The organism is Actinomycetospora straminea, from assembly GCF_028737255.1.
Classification (GTDB): Bacteria; Actinomycetota; Actinomycetes; order Mycobacteriales; family Pseudonocardiaceae; genus Actinomycetospora; species Actinomycetospora straminea.
Window position 1 is genome coordinate 29,299 of sequence record NZ_JAQZAN010000029.1, and the last position, 15,027, is coordinate 44,325.

Sequence of the window (15,027 nt, forward strand, 5' to 3'; positions counted from 1 at the left end):
TCGACCTCGCTCTCCCCGATCGGCGAGCACCGACCCCGACGGTGCCGCCGGGCCGTTCCCGTAGTGGAAGGCAGCACGTGACACGGCAACGCTCCCCCAGGGGCCGTGACGCGCACGAAGGACCGCGCCGACGCGAGCCCCGCACCGTCCCGTTCGTCATGCCCGAGGGCGCCGTCCGCGGCGCCTCCCGGCACCGCTCCCCCGGCCGCTCGGCGATCCGGCACGGCGCGGTCGCCGCGGGCCTGACCGGCAGCGCGCTCGCCCTCGTCGGGCCGGCGGTCATCGCCCTGCCCGACCAGGACCCGCAGGGCGCCGCGACCACCCTCGAGCTCTCCTCCCAGGGCGCCGCCCTCGCCGGCACCTCCTCGTCGGCGTCCCCGGCCGGCGCGCGGTCGGCCGTGGCGCCTGTCAGCGGCCCGGGCACGAGCGCGGCGGCGGCGGACCTCATCAAGGCCACCGAGCGCGACCGCGCCGCGGACGCCGCGACCGCCCGCGAGGTGCGGGCCCGCGCGGCCGAGGAGCAGCGCGCCCAGGAGGCCGCCGCCGAGCGGGAGCGCACCGCGTCGGTGACGAACTGCGGGGCCTCGGGCTCCTACGGCGGCGTCGCGGACGCCGTGCAGGAGGTCGGCAACGCGATGGAGTGCGTCTTCCCCGGCCACGACGTCCTCGGCGTCGGCAGCCGCGGCGGGCAGTCCGACCACCCGGACGGGTACGCGCTCGACTTCATGACCACGAGCGGCGACGCGCTCGCCGACTGCGTCATGGACAACGCGAGCGACCTGGGCGTCTCCTACGTCATCTGGAACCAGCGCATCAACACCGGTTCCGGCTGGGAGAGCATGGAGGACCGCGGCGGCGCCACGGCCAACCACGAGGACCACGTGCACATCTCGTTCGAGCGCGGCGGCTCCCCCGACGTCTCGGCGCTGCGCAGCTGCACATAGCGCCCTCACCGCGGGACTTCACAGAGACGTGACACGTTTGGTCCACTACACCGGTGTCGACGGAGACGAGTGGACCGAGCACGGAGAGTGATCTCGGCCGGCGGACGCTGCGCAAGGTCGTCCGCCGGCTGATGCCCCTGCTGGGGCTGCTCTACTTCGTCAACTACCTGGACCGCGTCAACATCGGCTTCGCCGGCCCGAACGGCATGAACGACGAGCTGGGCCTGACGGCGACGGTGTTCGGGCTGGCGTCGGGGATCTTCTTCGTCGGCTACCTGCTGCTCGAGGTGCCGAGCAACCTCGCGCTGCACCGCTTCGGGGCGCGGCGGTGGATCACGCGGATCCTGGTGTCCTGGGGCATCGTCGCCACGGTCATGGCGTTCGCGCCGAACGCCACCGTGCTGATCGTCCTGCGGTTCCTGCTCGGCGTCGCCGAGGCGGGCTTCTTCCCCGGGATCATCCTCTATCTGACCTTCTGGTTCCCGGCCGAGTACCGGGCGCGGGCGGTCGGCTGGTTCATGGTCGCGGTGCCGGTGTCGACGGCGATCGGCTCCACGGTCAGCGCGCTGATCATCTCCGCGGGCGACGGCCTGTTCGGCCTGTCTGGCTGGCGGGTCATGTTCCTGTTCGAGGGGATCCCGGCGATCCTGCTCGGCTTCCTCACGCTGTGGGCGCTCACCGACAGGCCTGAGGACGCCCGCTGGCTCGCCGACGACGAGCGCCGCTGGCTGCGCGACCGCCTCGACGCCGAGTCCGCCCAGGTCCGGGCCGCCGACCACTGGCCCCTGCGCCGCGCGCTGACCGCCCCCCGGATCCTCGTGCTCGCCTTCGTCTACTTCGGCATCACCTACGGGCTCTACGCGCTGGGGTTCTTCCTGCCCACGATCGTCGCCGGCTTCGAGCAGCAGTTCGGCACGAAGCTCGACACGATCGAGAAGGGCCTGGTCACCTCGCTGCCCTACGCCGTGGCCGCCATCGGGATGGTGCTGTGGAGCCGCGCGGCCGACCGGGCCGCGACGCGCACCGACGGCGGCTTCCTCGCCGGCGAGAGCGGGCGGCGCTGGTGGCTCGCGATGCCGATGCTCGTCGGCGGGATCGCGATCCCCATCGCGCTCTACCTGCAGGACCCGTTCTCGGCGATCGCCGCGGTGACGGTCTGCGCCGTCGGGATCTGCTCGGCGCTGCCGACCTTCTGGCCGCTGCCCTCGCAGTTCCTCACCGGCGCGGCCGCGGCGGGCGGGATCGCGCTGATCAACTCGCTGGGGAACGTCTCGGGCTTCGTCGCGCCGTACGTCACCGGCGGGCTCGCCGACCTCACCGGCAGCCAGCGCGCCGGTCTGTGGGTGGTCGGCGTCGTGACGGTGCTGGCGGCCGTCGTCGCCCTGGTCGTCGGACGCCGGACGAGTCGCGGGGCGGCCACCGTGGACGCGAGTTAGGCTGCCGATCCTCCGCTCGAGGGTGAGGGGACCCCACGTTCGCACGCTCGAGAGGGACCGTCGTGCCCACACCCGACCGCGCCGCCTGGCTGCGGCGCAAACCGGTCGCCGCGATGGCCGCCGAGTCCGGGGCCGACGCCTCGGACGGGCACGAGGGCGGCGAGCTCAAGCGCTCGATCGGCCTCGGTCAGCTCGCCGCCATCGGCATCGGCGCGACCGTCGGCACCGGCATCTTCTTCGTGCTCTCCGCCGCCACGCCGGAGGCCGGGCCCGCGGTGGTGCTGTCGTTCGTCATCGCCGCGATCACGGCCGGGCTCACCGCGCTCTGCTACGCCGAGCTGGCGTCGGCCGTGCCGGTGTCCGGGTCGTCGTACTCCTACGCCTACGCGACGCTCGGCGAGGCGGCGGCCATGGCGGTCGCGGCCTGCCTGATCCTCGAGTACCTCGTGTCGTCGGCCGCGGTCGCGGTGGGCTGGTCGGAGTACGTCAACGCGCTGTTCCGGGCGACGATCGGCGTGCGGGTCCCCGACGCGCTGTCCGGCGCGCCGGGCGCGGGCGGCGTGTTCAACCTGCCCGCCGTGGTCCTCGTCATCCTCTGCACGCTGCTGCTGGTGCGCGGGGTCAGCGAGTCGGCCGTGGTGAACACGATCATGGTGGTGATCAAGCTCGGCGTGCTGCTGCTCTTCGTCGCCATCGCGTTCACCGCGTTCGACGTGGACAACTTCGCGGAGTTCGCCCCGCTCGGTCTCGGCGGCATCGGCGCGGCCGCGGGCACGGTGTTCTTCTCGTTCATCGGGCTCGACGCGGTGTCGACGGCCGGCGAGGAGGTCCGTGACCCGCGGCGCAACCTCCCGCGCGCATTGATGCTCGCGCTCGTCGTCGTCACCGTGGTCTACCTGCTCGTGGCGGTCTCGGCGCTCGGGGCGCAGCCGTGGGGCGAGTTCGAGGGCCAGGAGGCCGGCCTCGCGGCGATCATGGGCGAGGTGACCGGGGCGGCCTGGCCGGGGATCGTCATCGCGGCGGGCGCCGTCATCTCGATCTTCAGCGTCACCCTGGTGACGATGTACGCGCAGACGCGGATCCTGTTCTCGATGAGCCGCGACGGCATGCTCCCGCCGCTGCTCTCGCGGGTGAACCCCCGCACCCTGACCCCGGTGCCGACGACGGTGCTCGTCGGCGTCGGCGTCGCCCTGCTCGCGGGGCTCGTGCCGCTCGACGTGCTCGCCGACCTGGTCAGCGTCGGCACGCTCGTGGCGTTCTGCGTGGTGTCGATCGGCGTCATCGTGCTGCGGCGCACCGCGCCCGACCTGCCCCGCGGGTTCCGCGTGCCGGGCTACCCGGTGACGCCGATCCTCTCGATCGCCGCCTGCGTCTACCTCATCGTCGGGCTGCAGTGGATCACGCTGGTCGTGTTCGTGCTGTGGCTCGGGGTCGCGCTGGCGTTCTGGGCGTTCTACGGGGCGCGGCACTCGCGGCTGGCGACGGCCGAGCGGACCGCTGGGGAGCCCTCGTGACCGTCCTCGTCGGCCACCTGCCCGGCACCGACCCCGACGGCCGGGCGCTCGTGCTCGGGGGACGCCTGGCCCGCGCGCTCGGCGGCCCACTCGTCCTGTGCACCGTCACCGGCCCCGGCGAGGACGCGGCACCCGCCGTGCCCGAGGCACCCGCGATCGAGGGCGTCGAGGTCGAGGTCACCTCGATCGCCGACCGCTCCGTGCCCGGTGGGCTCGCCCGCGCCGCGCACGCCCACCAGGCCGCGGTCGTCGTGCTCGGCGACGCACCACCGGGCCCCGGCTCGATCGGTGCCCGGCTCGCCCGCGCCGCGGACGTCCCGGTCGCGCTCGGCCGCGACGGGGCGCTGCACGAGGGCCCGATCACGCGCGTGACCTGCGCGTGGGGCGGCGGACGCCACGCCGAGCGGGTGCTCGCCACCGCCGTCGACCTCGCCCGCCGCACCGGCGCCACCGTGCGCGTGGCGTCGTTCGGGCCCCAGCGCGGGCGCACCGTGCCGCCGGAGGCGGGGCTGCACGCCGAGCAGATCGTCGTCGAGCAGTGGCGCGAGCAGATGGAGGGTGCGCAGCGCGCGGCGCTCGCCCAGCTCGGGGTGACCGACGCCGAGACCCTCGCCGCCGCCGACGCCACCGTCGAGGAGGCGGTGACGGGCATCGGCTGGGACCCGGGCGAGCTGCTCGTCGTCGGCGCCAACGCCGTCGGCACCGCCACCCGCGTCCTGCTCGGCGACCCCGGCGCCGCGGTGCTGCGCGCCGCGCCCGTGCCGGTCGTCCTCACGCCGGGGACGACGACCCTGTCCTGAGCGTCAGGTGTCCCCCGCCGCGCGCCGCTCCCGCGGGGTGATGCCGTAGGCGTCCTTGAACCGCCGCGTGAAGTGGGCGGCGTCGCGGAAGCCCCACTCGTGGGCGACGGTCGCGATGGCCTTGTGCCGCGCGCCGGGCCGGCCGAGCTCGTCGTGGGCGGCCTCGAGGCGCCGGGCGATGATGGTCTGCTCGAGGCTGCTTCCGGCGTCGGCGAAGAGCTCGAAGAGCCGGCGCCGCGAGAGCGCGTGCACGGCGGCGATCTCGTCGGCGTCGAGGTCGGGGTCGCGCAGCCGCTGGCGGACGTACTCGTGGACCTGCGCGAGCAGGGTCTCCCGGGTCGCGCCCGGGTCGCGCGGGCCCGTGGACGCGAGCAGGGCGCGGACGAGGTCGATGGTCGCCGACCCGATCGCGGCGGCCTGCTCGGAGGCGGCGAGGCGGTCGGCGGCGGCGAAGAGGTCCACGATGTGCCGGGTGACGAGCCCCGCGAGCGGGCTGGCGTCCAGCCGCGCCCCGGCCTCGCGGACCACCTCGGGGGGCAGGCCGAGCGCGTCCAGCGGCACCTGCAGCGCCCGCGACGCCCCCGACGTGGCCCAGGAGAAGGCGAAGGGCGCCGAGAGGTCGACCATCATGAGGCGGCCCGGCGCGACGGTCTGCCGGTGCCCGAACTGCTCGTGGCGCGCGGTGCTCCGCTCCTGGACCGCGAGCGCCACGATCGGCGTCTCCTCCCGCCGCGCCCGGCGCACGTCGCGGGACATCGCCATCCCCGAGGACTCGCTGCGGAAGAGGGCGAGGCGGCCGAGCTGCCAGAGGTCCATGCGCGCGTGCAGGTCGGCGTGGGGCGCGAGCGTGACGGTGGCGGCGCTCGTCTCGGCCATCAGCGTCGTGACGATCTCGGCCCGCGCGGTCGGCGGCACGTCGCAGGAGTCCAACACGAGCATGGTGACTGAGCGTAGAGAGCTGGGGCCACCAGACCAAGCCTCCGACGCACCGAGAGGCAAGAAGTCCGCACGCTGGGACAACTCCGGCACCGGTGCTCTACCTACGGTGATCAGACCGTCGTCCGATCGAGGAGCACCGGGATGACCGACGCCCACCAGACCCCCGACACCATCGTCCTCGTCCACGGCTTCTGGGTGACCCCGCGGTCGTGGGAGCAGTGGGTCGCCCGCTACGAGGCCCAGGGCTTCCGGGTGATCGCGCCCGCGTACCCCGGCTTCGAGGTCGAGGTCGAGTCCCTCAACGCCGACCCCTCCCCCGTCGAGGCGCTCACGGTCCCCGCGATCGTCGAGCACCTCGAGGAGATCCTGCGCGGCCTGTCGTCCCCGCCGATCATCATCGGGCACTCCGCCGGCGGCGCCTTCACCCAGATCCTGCTCGACCACGGCTTCGGCGCCGCCGGCGTCGCCCTGAACTCGGCGCCGACCGAGGGCGTGCCGGTGATCCCGCTGTCGCAGGTCAGGGCCACGTTCCCGGTGCTGAAGAACCCGGCCAACCGGCACCGGGCGATCCGCTACGACTTCGCGCACTGGAACTACGCGTTCACCAACACCTTCCCCGAGGAGCAGGCCCGCGCGCTCTACGAGCGCTACGCCGTGCCGGTGTCGGGCCGCATCCTCGTCGAGAGCGCGCTGGCCAACCTCACGCCGGGCCACCAGGGCACCTGGGTCGACTACCACAACGACCGCCGCGCGCCGCTGCTGTTCGTCGCCGGGAGCTGCGACAACATCATGCCGCCGAAGGTGCAGTGGTCGAACGCGGCGCACTACAAGTCGGAGAAGACGATCACCGAGGTCGTCGAGTACGGCAGCAAGCCCCACCTCCTGCCCGCCGCGCCGGGCTGGGAGGAGATCGCCGACTACGTCCTGGCCTGGGCGCTGCGCCACGCCACGACCCCGCCACCGATCGTCCCCGCCCCGGACGCGCCGACCGAGGCGATCACGGTCTGAGCGGCACCGCGCCGCCACCGCCCGCGGGTTGTCAACCGTGGTTGACACGGTCTGTTCGTCAACGTAGGTTGACAGACATGGCTGATGCGACGGCGGTGGCGGCGGCGGCCACCTCGCGGGACCCGGCGACGGGCCTCGCGGCGGTGGCGTCGCTGCGGACGCTGCTGGAGTCCCTCGAGGAGCTGCAGGTGCGCAACGCGCGCGACCAGGGGTGGTCGTGGCAGCAGATCGCCGACGGGCTGTCGGTCAGCCGGCAGGCGGTGCACAAGAAGTACCGCCGCCACCTCGACTGAGCACAGGAGGCGACGTGTTCGAACGGTTCACCGACCCGGCGCGCCGGGTCGTCGTGCTCGCGCAGGAGTCCGCGCGCGAGCGCGGGGACGACACGATCCGCAGCGAGCACCTGCTGCTCGGCGTCTGCCGGGCGACCGACAGCCGCGGGGCCGCCCTGCTCGCGGCCCACGGGGTGACGCTGCGCGAGGTCGAGGACGACCTCCGCCGCTCCACGGTGTCCGACCGCGACGCCCTGGCCAGCGTGGGGATCGACCTCGATGAGGTCCGCGAGCGCGTCGAGGACGCCTTCGGCCCCGGCGCGCTGGAGAGCACCCGGGCCGCGGGGCGCCGGCGGCGCCGCTGGGGGCACCGCCCCGTCGACCGGGGCGCGAAGAAGGTGCTGGAGCTGGCGCTGCGGGAGGCCGTGCACCACGGCGACCGGACGATCGGCACCGAGCACGTGCTGCTCGGGATGCTGCACACGGCCACCGGGCGCGCGGAGCCCCTGCTCGCCGCCCGCGGCGTCACGCTGGCCGGGATGCGGGCCGCTCTCGACCACGACGCGCCCGGGGCGGCCAGCGGCTGACCGCGAAGCGTCAGAAGGACGGGCTGTTCGCGTAGAAGATCAGGAGTCCGAGGATCAGCAGGCCGCCGAGGACGAAGGCGAGGTCGCTCTTGCCGCGGTAGACCGTGCGGTTGGCGAAGATCAGGCTGGCGTCGCGGCGGGCACGGAAGTACTCCGCCCAGCGCCGCCCCACGACGAACCCCAGCGTGACGCCGACGACGATGCCTGCAGCGATGAGCGTGCCCACGGATGACCCCCTGGTCTCGTGCGCCCCAGTGTCACCTCTGGCCACACGATCGGGTGAGACGACACGCCGCACACCCGTTTGCGCCGGGCGAGACGTCGGGCGAGGGAGTCCTCTGCTGCGTGCGACGCAGCGAGGGCGTCCCTCGCTGCGATCGGGCCGCTCGCGGGTTGGGGAGCGAAGGTCACACCGGCTGCCTGGCAGGCAGCCACGGTGACCTTCGCTCCCCGATCAACCCCGCACCGAGCGCACGGGCCCTACTCGGCGAGCTCCTCCAGCGGCGGGCAGGAGCAGACGAGGTGCCGGTCGCCGTGGGCGGCGTCGATCCGGCGCACCGGCGGCCAGATCTTCGTCGGGCGCCCGCCGGCCGGGAAGGCGGCCTCCTCGCGGGTGTAGGCGTGGTCCCACGACCCGCCGAGCACCGAGCGCGCGGTGAACGGGGCGTGGACCAGCGGGTTGTCGTCCGCCGGCCACCCCCCCGACTCGACGCGGGCCACCTCGCCGCGGATCGCGATCATGGCGTCGCAGAACCGGTCGATCTCGGCGAGGTCCTCGGACTCGGTCGGCTCCACCATGAGCGTGCCAGCCACGGGGAACGACATCGTCGGGGCGTGGAAGCCGTAGTCGGCGAGGCGCTTGGCGACGTCGTCGACCGAGATGCCCGAGGCCTTCGTCAGCGGGCGCAGGTCGAGGATGCATTCGTGGGCGACGAAGCCGTCCGGCCCGGTGTAGAGCACCGGGAAGTGCTCGTGCAGGCGCTTCGCGACGTAGTTCGCCGCGGCGACGGCCGTCAGCGTCGCGCGGCGCAGGCCGTCGACCCCCATGAGCCGGACGTAGGCCCAGGAGATCGGCAGGATCGACGCCGAGCCCCACGGCGCGCCCGCGACCGGGCCGACCCCGGTCGCCGGCCCCGCGGTGGGCTGGGCCGGGTGGTTCGGCAGGAACGGCGCGAGGTGTTCGGCCACACCGACCGGACCGACGCCGGGACCGCCGCCGCCGTGCGGGATGCAGAAGGTCTTGTGCAGGTTCAGGTGGCTGACGTCGGCGCCGAAGCGGCCGGGCCGCGCGAGCCCGACCAGGGCGTTGAGGTTGGCGCCGTCGACGTAGACCTGCCCGCCCGCGTCGTGCACGGCCGCGCAGACCTTGCGCACGTGCGGCTCGTACACGCCGTGCGTCGACGGGTAGGTGATCATGATCGCGGCCAGCGCGTCGCCGACCTCCGCGATCACCTCGTCCAGGTGGTCGCGGTCGACGTCGCCGCGGTCGGTCGTCTTCACGACCTTCACGCGCATCCCCGCCGAGATCGCCGACGCCGCGTTGGTGCCGTGCGCCGAGGCCGGGATGACGCAGACGTCGCGGTGGGAGTCGCCGCGGCTGCGGTGGTAGGCGCGGATCGCGAGCAGTCCGGCGAGCTCCCCCTGTGAGCCGGCGTTGGGCTGCAGCGAGACCGCGTGGTAGCCGGTGAGGTGGACCAGCCAGTCCTCGAGGTCCCGGATCACCTGGAGCATCCCCGGCGCGTCCGAGGCCGGCGCGAACGGGTGCAGTTCGGCGAAGCCCGGGTAGGTGATCGGCTCCATCTCGGCGGTCGCGTTGAGCTTCATCGTGCAGGAGCCCAACGGGATCATGCTGCGGTCGAGCGCGACGTCCTTGTCGGCGAGCTCGCGCAGGTAGCGCAGCAGGGCGGTCTCGCTGCGGTGCCGGTGGAAGACCGGGTGGGTGAGGTACGACGACGTGCGCGCGAGCGGGGTCGGGATCGCGTCGCCGGTCGCGGCGTCGAGGTCCTCGGCGTCCATCTCCCCCGCGCCCAGCGCCCGCCACAGCGCGCGCAGGTGCTCGCGGGTGGTGCGCTCGGAGCAGGAGACGCCGACGTGGTCGGCGTCGACCTCGCGCACGAGGATCCCCTCGGCGCGGCAGGCCGCCACCGCGCCGGCGGCGCCCGTGCCCATCCCGTCGCTTCGCTCGCCCCGTGCCGGGACCCGCACCAGCACGGTGTCGAAGAACTCGCGGTGCACGACCTCGACGCCGCCCTTGACCAGGCCCGCCGCCAGCACGGCGGCCATGCGGTGGGTGCGGCGCGCGATGGTGCGGATGCCCGTGGGGCCGTGGTGCACGGCGTACATCGCAGCGATCACCGCGAGCAGCACCTGGGCGGTGCAGATGTTGCTCGTGGCCTTGTCGCGGCGGATGTGCTGCTCGCGCGTCTGCAGCGCCAGGCGGTGGGCAGGGTCGCCGTCGGCGTCGACCGACGTGCCGACCAGGCGCCCCGGCAGCTGGCGCGCGAGGCCCTGGCGCACGGCGAGGAACCCGGCGTGCGGACCGCCGAAGCCCAGCGGGACGCCGAAGCGCTGGGTCGACCCGACCGCGACGTCGGCGCCGATCTCCCCGGGCGGGGTGACCATCGCGGCCGCGAGCAGGTCGCAGGCCACGACGACCGCGGCGCCGCGCTGGTGGGCGGCCTCGACGACGCCGCGGTGGTCGCGCAGCGCGCCCGAGGCGCCGGGGGCGGCGAGCAGGAGGCCGAAGAAGTCGTCGGCCGGCAGCGCCACCGCTTCCCCCGTCGCTCCGCTCGCCCCACCCGTCACGTCGACGACCTGGATCTCGATGCCGAGCGCCTCGGCGCGGGTGTGCAGCACGGCGATCGTCTGCGGCAGCGTGTCGGCGTCGACGAGGAACCGCGACGACTTCGTCTTGTCCGCGCGGCGCAGGAGCAGCATCGCCTCGGCCGCGGCGGTCGACTCGTCGAGCATCGAGGCGCCGGCGACGTCGAGGCCGGTGAGGTCGCAGACCATCGTCTGGAAGTTCAGCAGCGCCTCGAGCCGGCCCTGGGAGATCTCGGGCTGGTAGGGCGTGTACGCGGTGTACCACGCCGGGTCCTCGAGGACGTTGCGGCGGATCACCGGCGGGGTGATCGTGCCGTGGTAGCCGAGTCCGAGCATCGGCTCGAGGACGGTGTTCCGCGCCGCGAGCCATCGGAGCTCGTCGAGCACCTGGGCCTCCGTCGCGGGCGGGGGCGGCGCGGCACCGGTGGCGTCGTCGGACCAGTCGGCGGGGTCGGTGCGGATCGACGTGGGCATCGCCCGGTCGGCGAGCTCCTCCAGCGAGCCGACGCCGACCGTCTCGAGCATGCGGGCCAGGCCGCGCGCGTCGGGGCCGATGTGGCGGTCGGCGAAGGGGACGCCGTGCTCGAGGGCAGCGAGCGGGGCGGAATCCCAGGACGAGGAGGGTGCGGGACCGTGCGGTGCGTTCATGACGCCTCCGGTGCAGGGCGGGCTGGGGCCTCGCGCGACTCGGACGTCCCCGTCCGTCGCGCGGCCTCCCCCTCTGCCGCTGCCCGCTCCCGTGCGGGCGCCTGAGAGCTTCGCCGGTGGGGTGGGCTCACCCTCGGCTTGCACCGTCGGCGGGATCGCGCTCCGGGCAGGACCCGGACCGGTCACCACTTTCCAGAGGTCGTCTCCTCTGCGCGGTCGGGGTGCCTGAGAGGTTCCGGGGAGGAGTTGCTCCTTCGGCGCCTGCGCCCAGAGGCTTCTGACTGCAGGTCTCTCCCGCGCGGTGTCCAAGAACGACGCGATGAGGGTACCTCAGATGGCGTCGCCGACCCAGGACCTGCGTGGGCCGCATCACCGGTTCCGGGCGCTGCCGAGGTCGTCAGCGCTGCCGGCGCGACGACACCCACGGCATCCTCGGGAGATCATCGTGGAGAGCACGCCGCGCGACCTTCGGGCCCGCCGGGACCCCAGGGGCACGTTGCGCACGATCAGCGGGCCGTGAGGTCTGCCGAACGTGCCCCTCGCCGACCGGCTCTCCAGGACGATCTCCCCGGAGTGTCGTCAGCGCTGGTGTCACCCGGCGGTGCGTGTCCCCCGGGCCCGGCGGGAGGCGAGCTCGTCCTCCGGCGCGTGGTCGACGGCGGCGGCGTCGGCGCGCTCGGCCGGGAAGCGCGAGATGCTCCCGGAGATCTCGCGCATGGCGCCGCCGACGGCGATGCCGAAGACGCCCTGGCCGCCCTGGAGCAGGTCGACGACCTCCTCGGGCGAGGTGCACTCGTAGACCGTGACCCCGTCGGAGAAGAGGGTGATGCGCGCGAGGTCGCGCACCCCGTGGCGACGCAGCTGCTCGACGGCGACGCGGATGTTGTTCAGCGAGACGCCGGTGTCGAGGAGGTTCTTGACCACCTTGAGCACCGCGAGGTCCTTGAACGAGTACAGGCGCTGCGAGCCGGAGCCGGTCGCGGTGCGGATGCTCGGCACCACGAGCTTCGTGCGCGCCCAGTAGTCGAGCTGGCGGTAGGTGATGCCGACGATCTGGCAGGCGGCGGGACCGCGGTAGCCGAGGACGTCACCGGTGTCCGCATCCGTGTCGCCGAACAGCTCGTCGGCGAACAACAGGCCCTGCTCACCCTCCGGGCCGAGGGGCTCGAGCTCGGGGCCGGCGGGACCGCCGTCCTGACCACCGCTCACCGACTGCCTCCCTCGTACCGTGGTGTCGCCGACGGTACGAGCGGCGGAGACGGGGGTCAACGCGACGCGCGGCGACTCTCGACCTCGAGTTCAGGGTGAGAGTAGCGGGGCGTCGGACACGCTATGTGTCCGCCCCTCGGAAGTCCTCCGGGGACACCGAGTCGAGGAACTCGCGGAACTTCTCGACCTCGTCCTCCTGCTCGTCGGGGATGACGAGCCCGGCCTCGGAGAGCACACCCTCCTCGGCGTGGATCGGCACGCCCACGCGCAGGGCCAGCGCCACGGAGTCGCTGGGACGGGCCGACACGCGTACGTCGCCGTCGAAGACGAGCTCGGCGTAGAAGGTGCCCTCCTGCAGATCGATGATCCGCACCTGCTCCAGGCGCCGGTCCAGCGCGCCCAGCACGTCCTTGAGCAGGTCGTGCGTCAGCGGACGGGCCGGCTTGACGCCCTGCTGCTCGAGGGCGATGGCGGTGGCCTCCACCGATCCGATCCAGATCGGGAGGTAACGGTCACCCTCGGCCTCCCGCAGGAGGAGGATCGGCTGGTTCGCGGGGAGCTCGACCCGCACACCCACGACACGCATCTCGCTCATGCGACTCGCCCTCCTCCTGGTCGGGCCCGCAGGCTCCGTCTCCCAGCCCTCGGTCGACGAACCGTGACGCTACACGCTCCGCGACCGCCGCGCGCGCGTCCGAGGGACGCTCCGGGCGCGCGTCGCCGAGCGGGTGCGGGGCCCGTGTGCCGGGGTCGTGGCGGGCTCGTGACGGCCGTGTGACGCCCTGGTCGGCGGCGTCCCGTGGCCCCGCCGTCAGCGCCGCAGACCGTGGCGCAGGCCCGCGCCGACGAGCAGGGCGTGCAGGCGCCCGGACAGGGCGGCGAGCTCGGCGGACAGCTCCTCGGCGCGCCGGGCCGCCTCCGGGCCGCGACTGCGCGCGACCGGCGTGACGAGCTGCGCGAGCAGACCGACCTCGCGGTCGGCGCCGGCGCGCACGGAGCGCAGCAGGCGGGGCTCGACGCCGAGGCGGGCGAGCGAGGCCGCGGTGCGCGCGACGAGCACGTCCTCGGGCTCGTAGCGCCCGTCGGCGTCGGGGCGCAGGATGCCGTGGCTCTCCAGGCCGTCGAGCAGCGCGGCGTCCACGCCGTCCTCGGCGAGCAGCACGTCACGACCCACGGTGTCCCCGCGCGCGACCCCGGCGACCGGGCCGTCGGGGTCCTCGTCGGGCTCGACGCGGTCGGCCACCGAGGCGAGGCTGCGCAGCCGCGCCGTGGCCCCGGCGCTGGGGCCACCGCCGTTCGCGGAGGGACCCGAGGGGCCACCGGGACCCCCGGGCCCGCCCGGTCCCCCGCCGTCGATCGCCGGGCCGCCGGCGAGCGCTGTCCCGGTGCTGCCGGTGGTCCCGGCGCCGCCGCCGACCGGCAGGTCACCGGGCAGCGACGGGCCGCCGGGCACGGGGTTCCGGTCGAACTCCTCGAGCCGGGACCGGATGACCTTGAGCGGCAGGTAGTGGTCGCGCTGCGCGGACAGGACGAACCGCAGCCGGACGACGTCGTCGTGCGAGAACTGGCGGTAGCCCGCCGGCGTGCGCGCCGGGCGGATCAGCCCCTCGGACTCGAGAAAGCGGATCTTGGAGATCGTGATCTCCGGGAACTCGGCGCGCAGCGCGTCCAGGACCGAGCCGATCGAGAGGGGGGCTCCCCCCGGCTCCGGCAGCCCGGCGGCGGTCACTCCAGCCCCGCCCCCGCCCCGGCCGACCCGCCGTCGCGGGGGCCGGTGAGGAAGACGAGACGGAACTTGCCGATCTGCACCTCGTCGCCGTTGGCGAGCACCGCGGTGTCGACCGGCTCGCGGTTGACGTACGTGCCGTTGAGGCTGCCGACGTCGACCACCACGAACTCCGCGCCGTCGCGGCGGAACTCCGCGTGCCGGCGGGAGACGGTGACGTCGTCGAGGAAGATGTCCGAGTCGGGGTGGCGACCGGCGCTCGTGGTGTCGCGGTCGAGCAGGAAGCGCGATCCCGCGTTCGGGCCACGCTTCACCACCAGCAGCGCCGAGCCCGCCGGCAGCGAGTCGACCCCGGAGACCGGGGCGCCGCGCGACTCGGTCTCGGGCTCGGCCAGGAAGTCGGCCCGGAAGACCGACGTCGTCTCGCCCTGACGCTCGGGGGGGACCGGGGGACCGCCTGTGCTCACCGTGCTCCTCCGTCGTGTCGTGCTCGTCCAGGTCGTCCCGCCCGTCCCCGGAGGCCGCCGCGCGGCGCGGTGGAGGCGCCGGTGCGGGGCTCGGTGACGGATCGTCGCGAGGTGGCCGACACGGTACCGGTCCCCGTCACGGGGTCGAGGCCCTCCCCACCCTCGGTGAGCGGACGTCGGCGTGCCGTGGCGGAGCGTGCAGGGCCGTGTCCCGTCGAGGCCTCGGTCGAGCCCGACAGCCACCCCGACCGTGCCTCAGGACCCCTCGACGAGATCCTGGTACGCGGCCGCGTCGAGCAGCTCGTCGAGCGCGCGGGGGTCGGGCACCCGCAGCTCCATCATCCAGCCCGAGCCGTAGGGGTCGGAGTTGATGAGCTCGGGGGTGTCGGCCAGCGTGTCGTTGACCGCCGTCACCTCGCCGTCGAGCGGCGCGTAGATCTCCGAGACCGACTTCGTCGACTCGACCTCGGCCACCGACTCGCCCGACGACACCGACGTCCCCACCGACGGCAGCTGGACGAAGACCACGTCGCCCAGCTGGTCCTGCGCGTAGTCGGTGATGCCGACCCGGACGACCGAGGAGTCGCCCTCGGTCGCCGTGATCCACTCGTGCTCGGCGGTGTAGCGCAGGCCCTCGGGGACCACGGGCGGCTC

The 15,027-nt window shown here is 74.2% G+C and carries 15 protein-coding genes and 1 riboswitch; of the genes, 7 read left to right on the plus strand and 8 right to left on the minus strand.

The features are described 5' to 3' along the window. Nucleotides 1–158 precede the first annotated feature (158 nt). The 4 genes from PH190_RS27905 to PH190_RS27920 all read left to right on the plus strand — a co-directional run bounded on the left by PH190_RS27905 (nucleotide 159) and on the right by PH190_RS27920 (nucleotide 4,694). Nucleotides 159–944, plus strand: a complete 786-nt coding sequence (locus PH190_RS27905) for a VldE C-terminal domain-containing protein (protein ID WP_274234804.1) — start codon at nucleotides 159–161, stop codon at nucleotides 942–944. Between the two features lie 131 nt (nucleotides 945–1,075). Further along, the gene (locus PH190_RS27910) at nucleotides 1,076–2,380 is read left to right on the plus strand and encodes an MFS transporter (RefSeq protein ID WP_274234840.1); all 1,305 of its coding nucleotides are present in this window, start codon (nucleotides 1,076–1,078) and stop codon (nucleotides 2,378–2,380) included. Between the two features lie 113 nt (nucleotides 2,381–2,493). Further along, on the plus strand, nucleotides 2,494–3,894 hold the full coding sequence (locus tag PH190_RS27915; RefSeq protein ID WP_274234841.1) for an APC family permease: 1,401 nt from the start codon (nucleotides 2,494–2,496) through the stop codon (nucleotides 3,892–3,894). After that, nucleotides 3,891–4,694: a universal stress protein gene (locus PH190_RS27920; protein WP_274234805.1), complete on the plus strand. Its 804-nt coding sequence runs from the start codon at nucleotides 3,891–3,893 to the stop codon at nucleotides 4,692–4,694. The genes PH190_RS27915 and PH190_RS27920 overlap by 4 nt, the downstream gene beginning before the upstream one ends. A gap of 3 nt (nucleotides 4,695–4,697) precedes the next feature. Here the strand turns inward: PH190_RS27920 and PH190_RS27925 are convergent, their stop codons facing one another. After that, complete coding sequence (locus PH190_RS27925; protein WP_274234806.1) at nucleotides 4,698–5,633, minus strand: AraC-like ligand-binding domain-containing protein; 936 nt, start codon at nucleotides 5,631–5,633, stop codon at nucleotides 4,698–4,700. A 141-nt stretch (nucleotides 5,634–5,774) separates the two neighbouring features. Here PH190_RS27925 and PH190_RS27930 point away from each other — a divergent pair, with 141 nt between their 5' ends. The 3 genes from PH190_RS27930 (at nucleotide 5,775) to PH190_RS27940 (ending at nucleotide 7,500) form a co-directional block, all read left to right on the plus strand. Further along, nucleotides 5,775–6,641 (plus strand): alpha/beta hydrolase, encoded by an 867-nt coding sequence (locus tag PH190_RS27930; protein WP_274234807.1) that lies wholly within the window; start codon nucleotides 5,775–5,777, stop codon nucleotides 6,639–6,641. A 77-nt stretch (nucleotides 6,642–6,718) separates the two neighbouring features. Continuing rightward, nucleotides 6,719–6,934 carry a helix-turn-helix domain-containing protein gene (locus PH190_RS27935; protein WP_274234808.1) on the plus strand — a complete coding sequence of 72 codons (216 nt, stop codon included), beginning with the start codon at nucleotides 6,719–6,721 and terminating at the stop codon, nucleotides 6,932–6,934. 14 nt (nucleotides 6,935–6,948) lie between these two features. After that, the gene (locus tag PH190_RS27940; RefSeq protein ID WP_274234809.1) at nucleotides 6,949–7,500 is read left to right on the plus strand and encodes a Clp protease N-terminal domain-containing protein; all 552 of its coding nucleotides are present in this window, start codon (nucleotides 6,949–6,951) and stop codon (nucleotides 7,498–7,500) included. A 10-nt stretch (nucleotides 7,501–7,510) separates the two neighbouring features. Here PH190_RS27940 and PH190_RS27945 read toward each other — a convergent pair whose 3' ends face one another. The 7 genes from PH190_RS27945 to gcvH form a co-directional block, all read right to left on the minus strand. Further along, nucleotides 7,511–7,726, minus strand: coding sequence for a hypothetical protein (locus PH190_RS27945; RefSeq protein WP_274234810.1), 216 nt, complete (start codon nucleotides 7,724–7,726; stop codon nucleotides 7,511–7,513). Between the two features lie 254 nt (nucleotides 7,727–7,980). Beyond that, complete coding sequence (gcvP, locus tag PH190_RS27950) at nucleotides 7,981–10,971, minus strand: aminomethyl-transferring glycine dehydrogenase (RefSeq protein WP_274234811.1); 2,991 nt, start codon at nucleotides 10,969–10,971, stop codon at nucleotides 7,981–7,983. Nucleotides 10,972–11,174: 203 nt separating this feature from the next. Beyond that, a riboswitch (glycine riboswitch) is annotated at nucleotides 11,175–11,278 on the minus strand. 284 nt (nucleotides 11,279–11,562) lie between these two features. Then, complete coding sequence (locus PH190_RS27955; protein ID WP_420791719.1) at nucleotides 11,563–12,180, minus strand: MerR family transcriptional regulator; 618 nt, start codon at nucleotides 12,178–12,180, stop codon at nucleotides 11,563–11,565. A 121-nt stretch (nucleotides 12,181–12,301) separates the two neighbouring features. Then, nucleotides 12,302–12,775, minus strand: a complete 474-nt coding sequence (locus PH190_RS27960) for a bifunctional nuclease family protein (RefSeq protein ID WP_116710890.1) — start codon at nucleotides 12,773–12,775, stop codon at nucleotides 12,302–12,304. 216 nt (nucleotides 12,776–12,991) lie between these two features. Further along, nucleotides 12,992–13,909 carry a MerR family transcriptional regulator gene (locus PH190_RS27965; protein ID WP_274234812.1) on the minus strand — a complete coding sequence of 306 codons (918 nt, stop codon included), beginning with the start codon at nucleotides 13,907–13,909 and terminating at the stop codon, nucleotides 12,992–12,994. Further along, a complete protein-coding gene (gene garA, locus PH190_RS27970) occupies nucleotides 13,906–14,373 on the minus strand; it encodes a glycogen accumulation regulator GarA (RefSeq protein ID WP_274234813.1) in 468 nt (155 codons plus the stop codon). The genes PH190_RS27965 and garA overlap by 4 nt, the downstream gene beginning before the upstream one ends. Before the next feature lie 255 nt (nucleotides 14,374–14,628). Beyond that, a complete protein-coding gene (gene gcvH, locus PH190_RS27975; RefSeq protein WP_274234814.1) occupies nucleotides 14,629–15,018 on the minus strand; it encodes a glycine cleavage system protein GcvH in 390 nt (129 codons plus the stop codon). Between the last annotated feature and the right edge of the window lie 9 nt (nucleotides 15,019–15,027).

Excerpts from the sequence above, each read along its gene's own strand:
- PH190_RS27905 (WP_274234804.1), top strand. The coding sequence starts at position 159 with ATGCCCGAGGGCGCCGTCCGCGGCGCCTCCCGGCACCGCTCCCCCGGC.
- PH190_RS27910 (WP_274234840.1), top strand. The coding sequence starts at position 1,076 with ATGCCCCTGCTGGGGCTGCTCTACTTCGTCAACTACCTGGACCGCGTC.
- PH190_RS27915 (WP_274234841.1), top strand. The coding sequence starts at position 2,494 with ATGGCCGCCGAGTCCGGGGCCGACGCCTCGGACGGGCACGAGGGCGGC.
- PH190_RS27925 (WP_274234806.1), bottom strand. The coding sequence starts at position 5,633 with ATGCTCGTGTTGGACTCCTGCGACGTGCCGCCGACCGCGCGGGCCGAG.
- PH190_RS27930 (WP_274234807.1), top strand. The coding sequence starts at position 5,775 with ATGACCGACGCCCACCAGACCCCCGACACCATCGTCCTCGTCCACGGC.
- PH190_RS27935 (WP_274234808.1), top strand. The coding sequence starts at position 6,719 with ATGGCTGATGCGACGGCGGTGGCGGCGGCGGCCACCTCGCGGGACCCG.
- gcvP (WP_274234811.1), bottom strand. The coding sequence starts at position 10,971 with ATGAACGCACCGCACGGTCCCGCACCCTCCTCGTCCTGGGATTCCGCC.
- PH190_RS27960 (WP_116710890.1), bottom strand. The coding sequence starts at position 12,775 with ATGAGCGAGATGCGTGTCGTGGGTGTGCGGGTCGAGCTCCCCGCGAAC.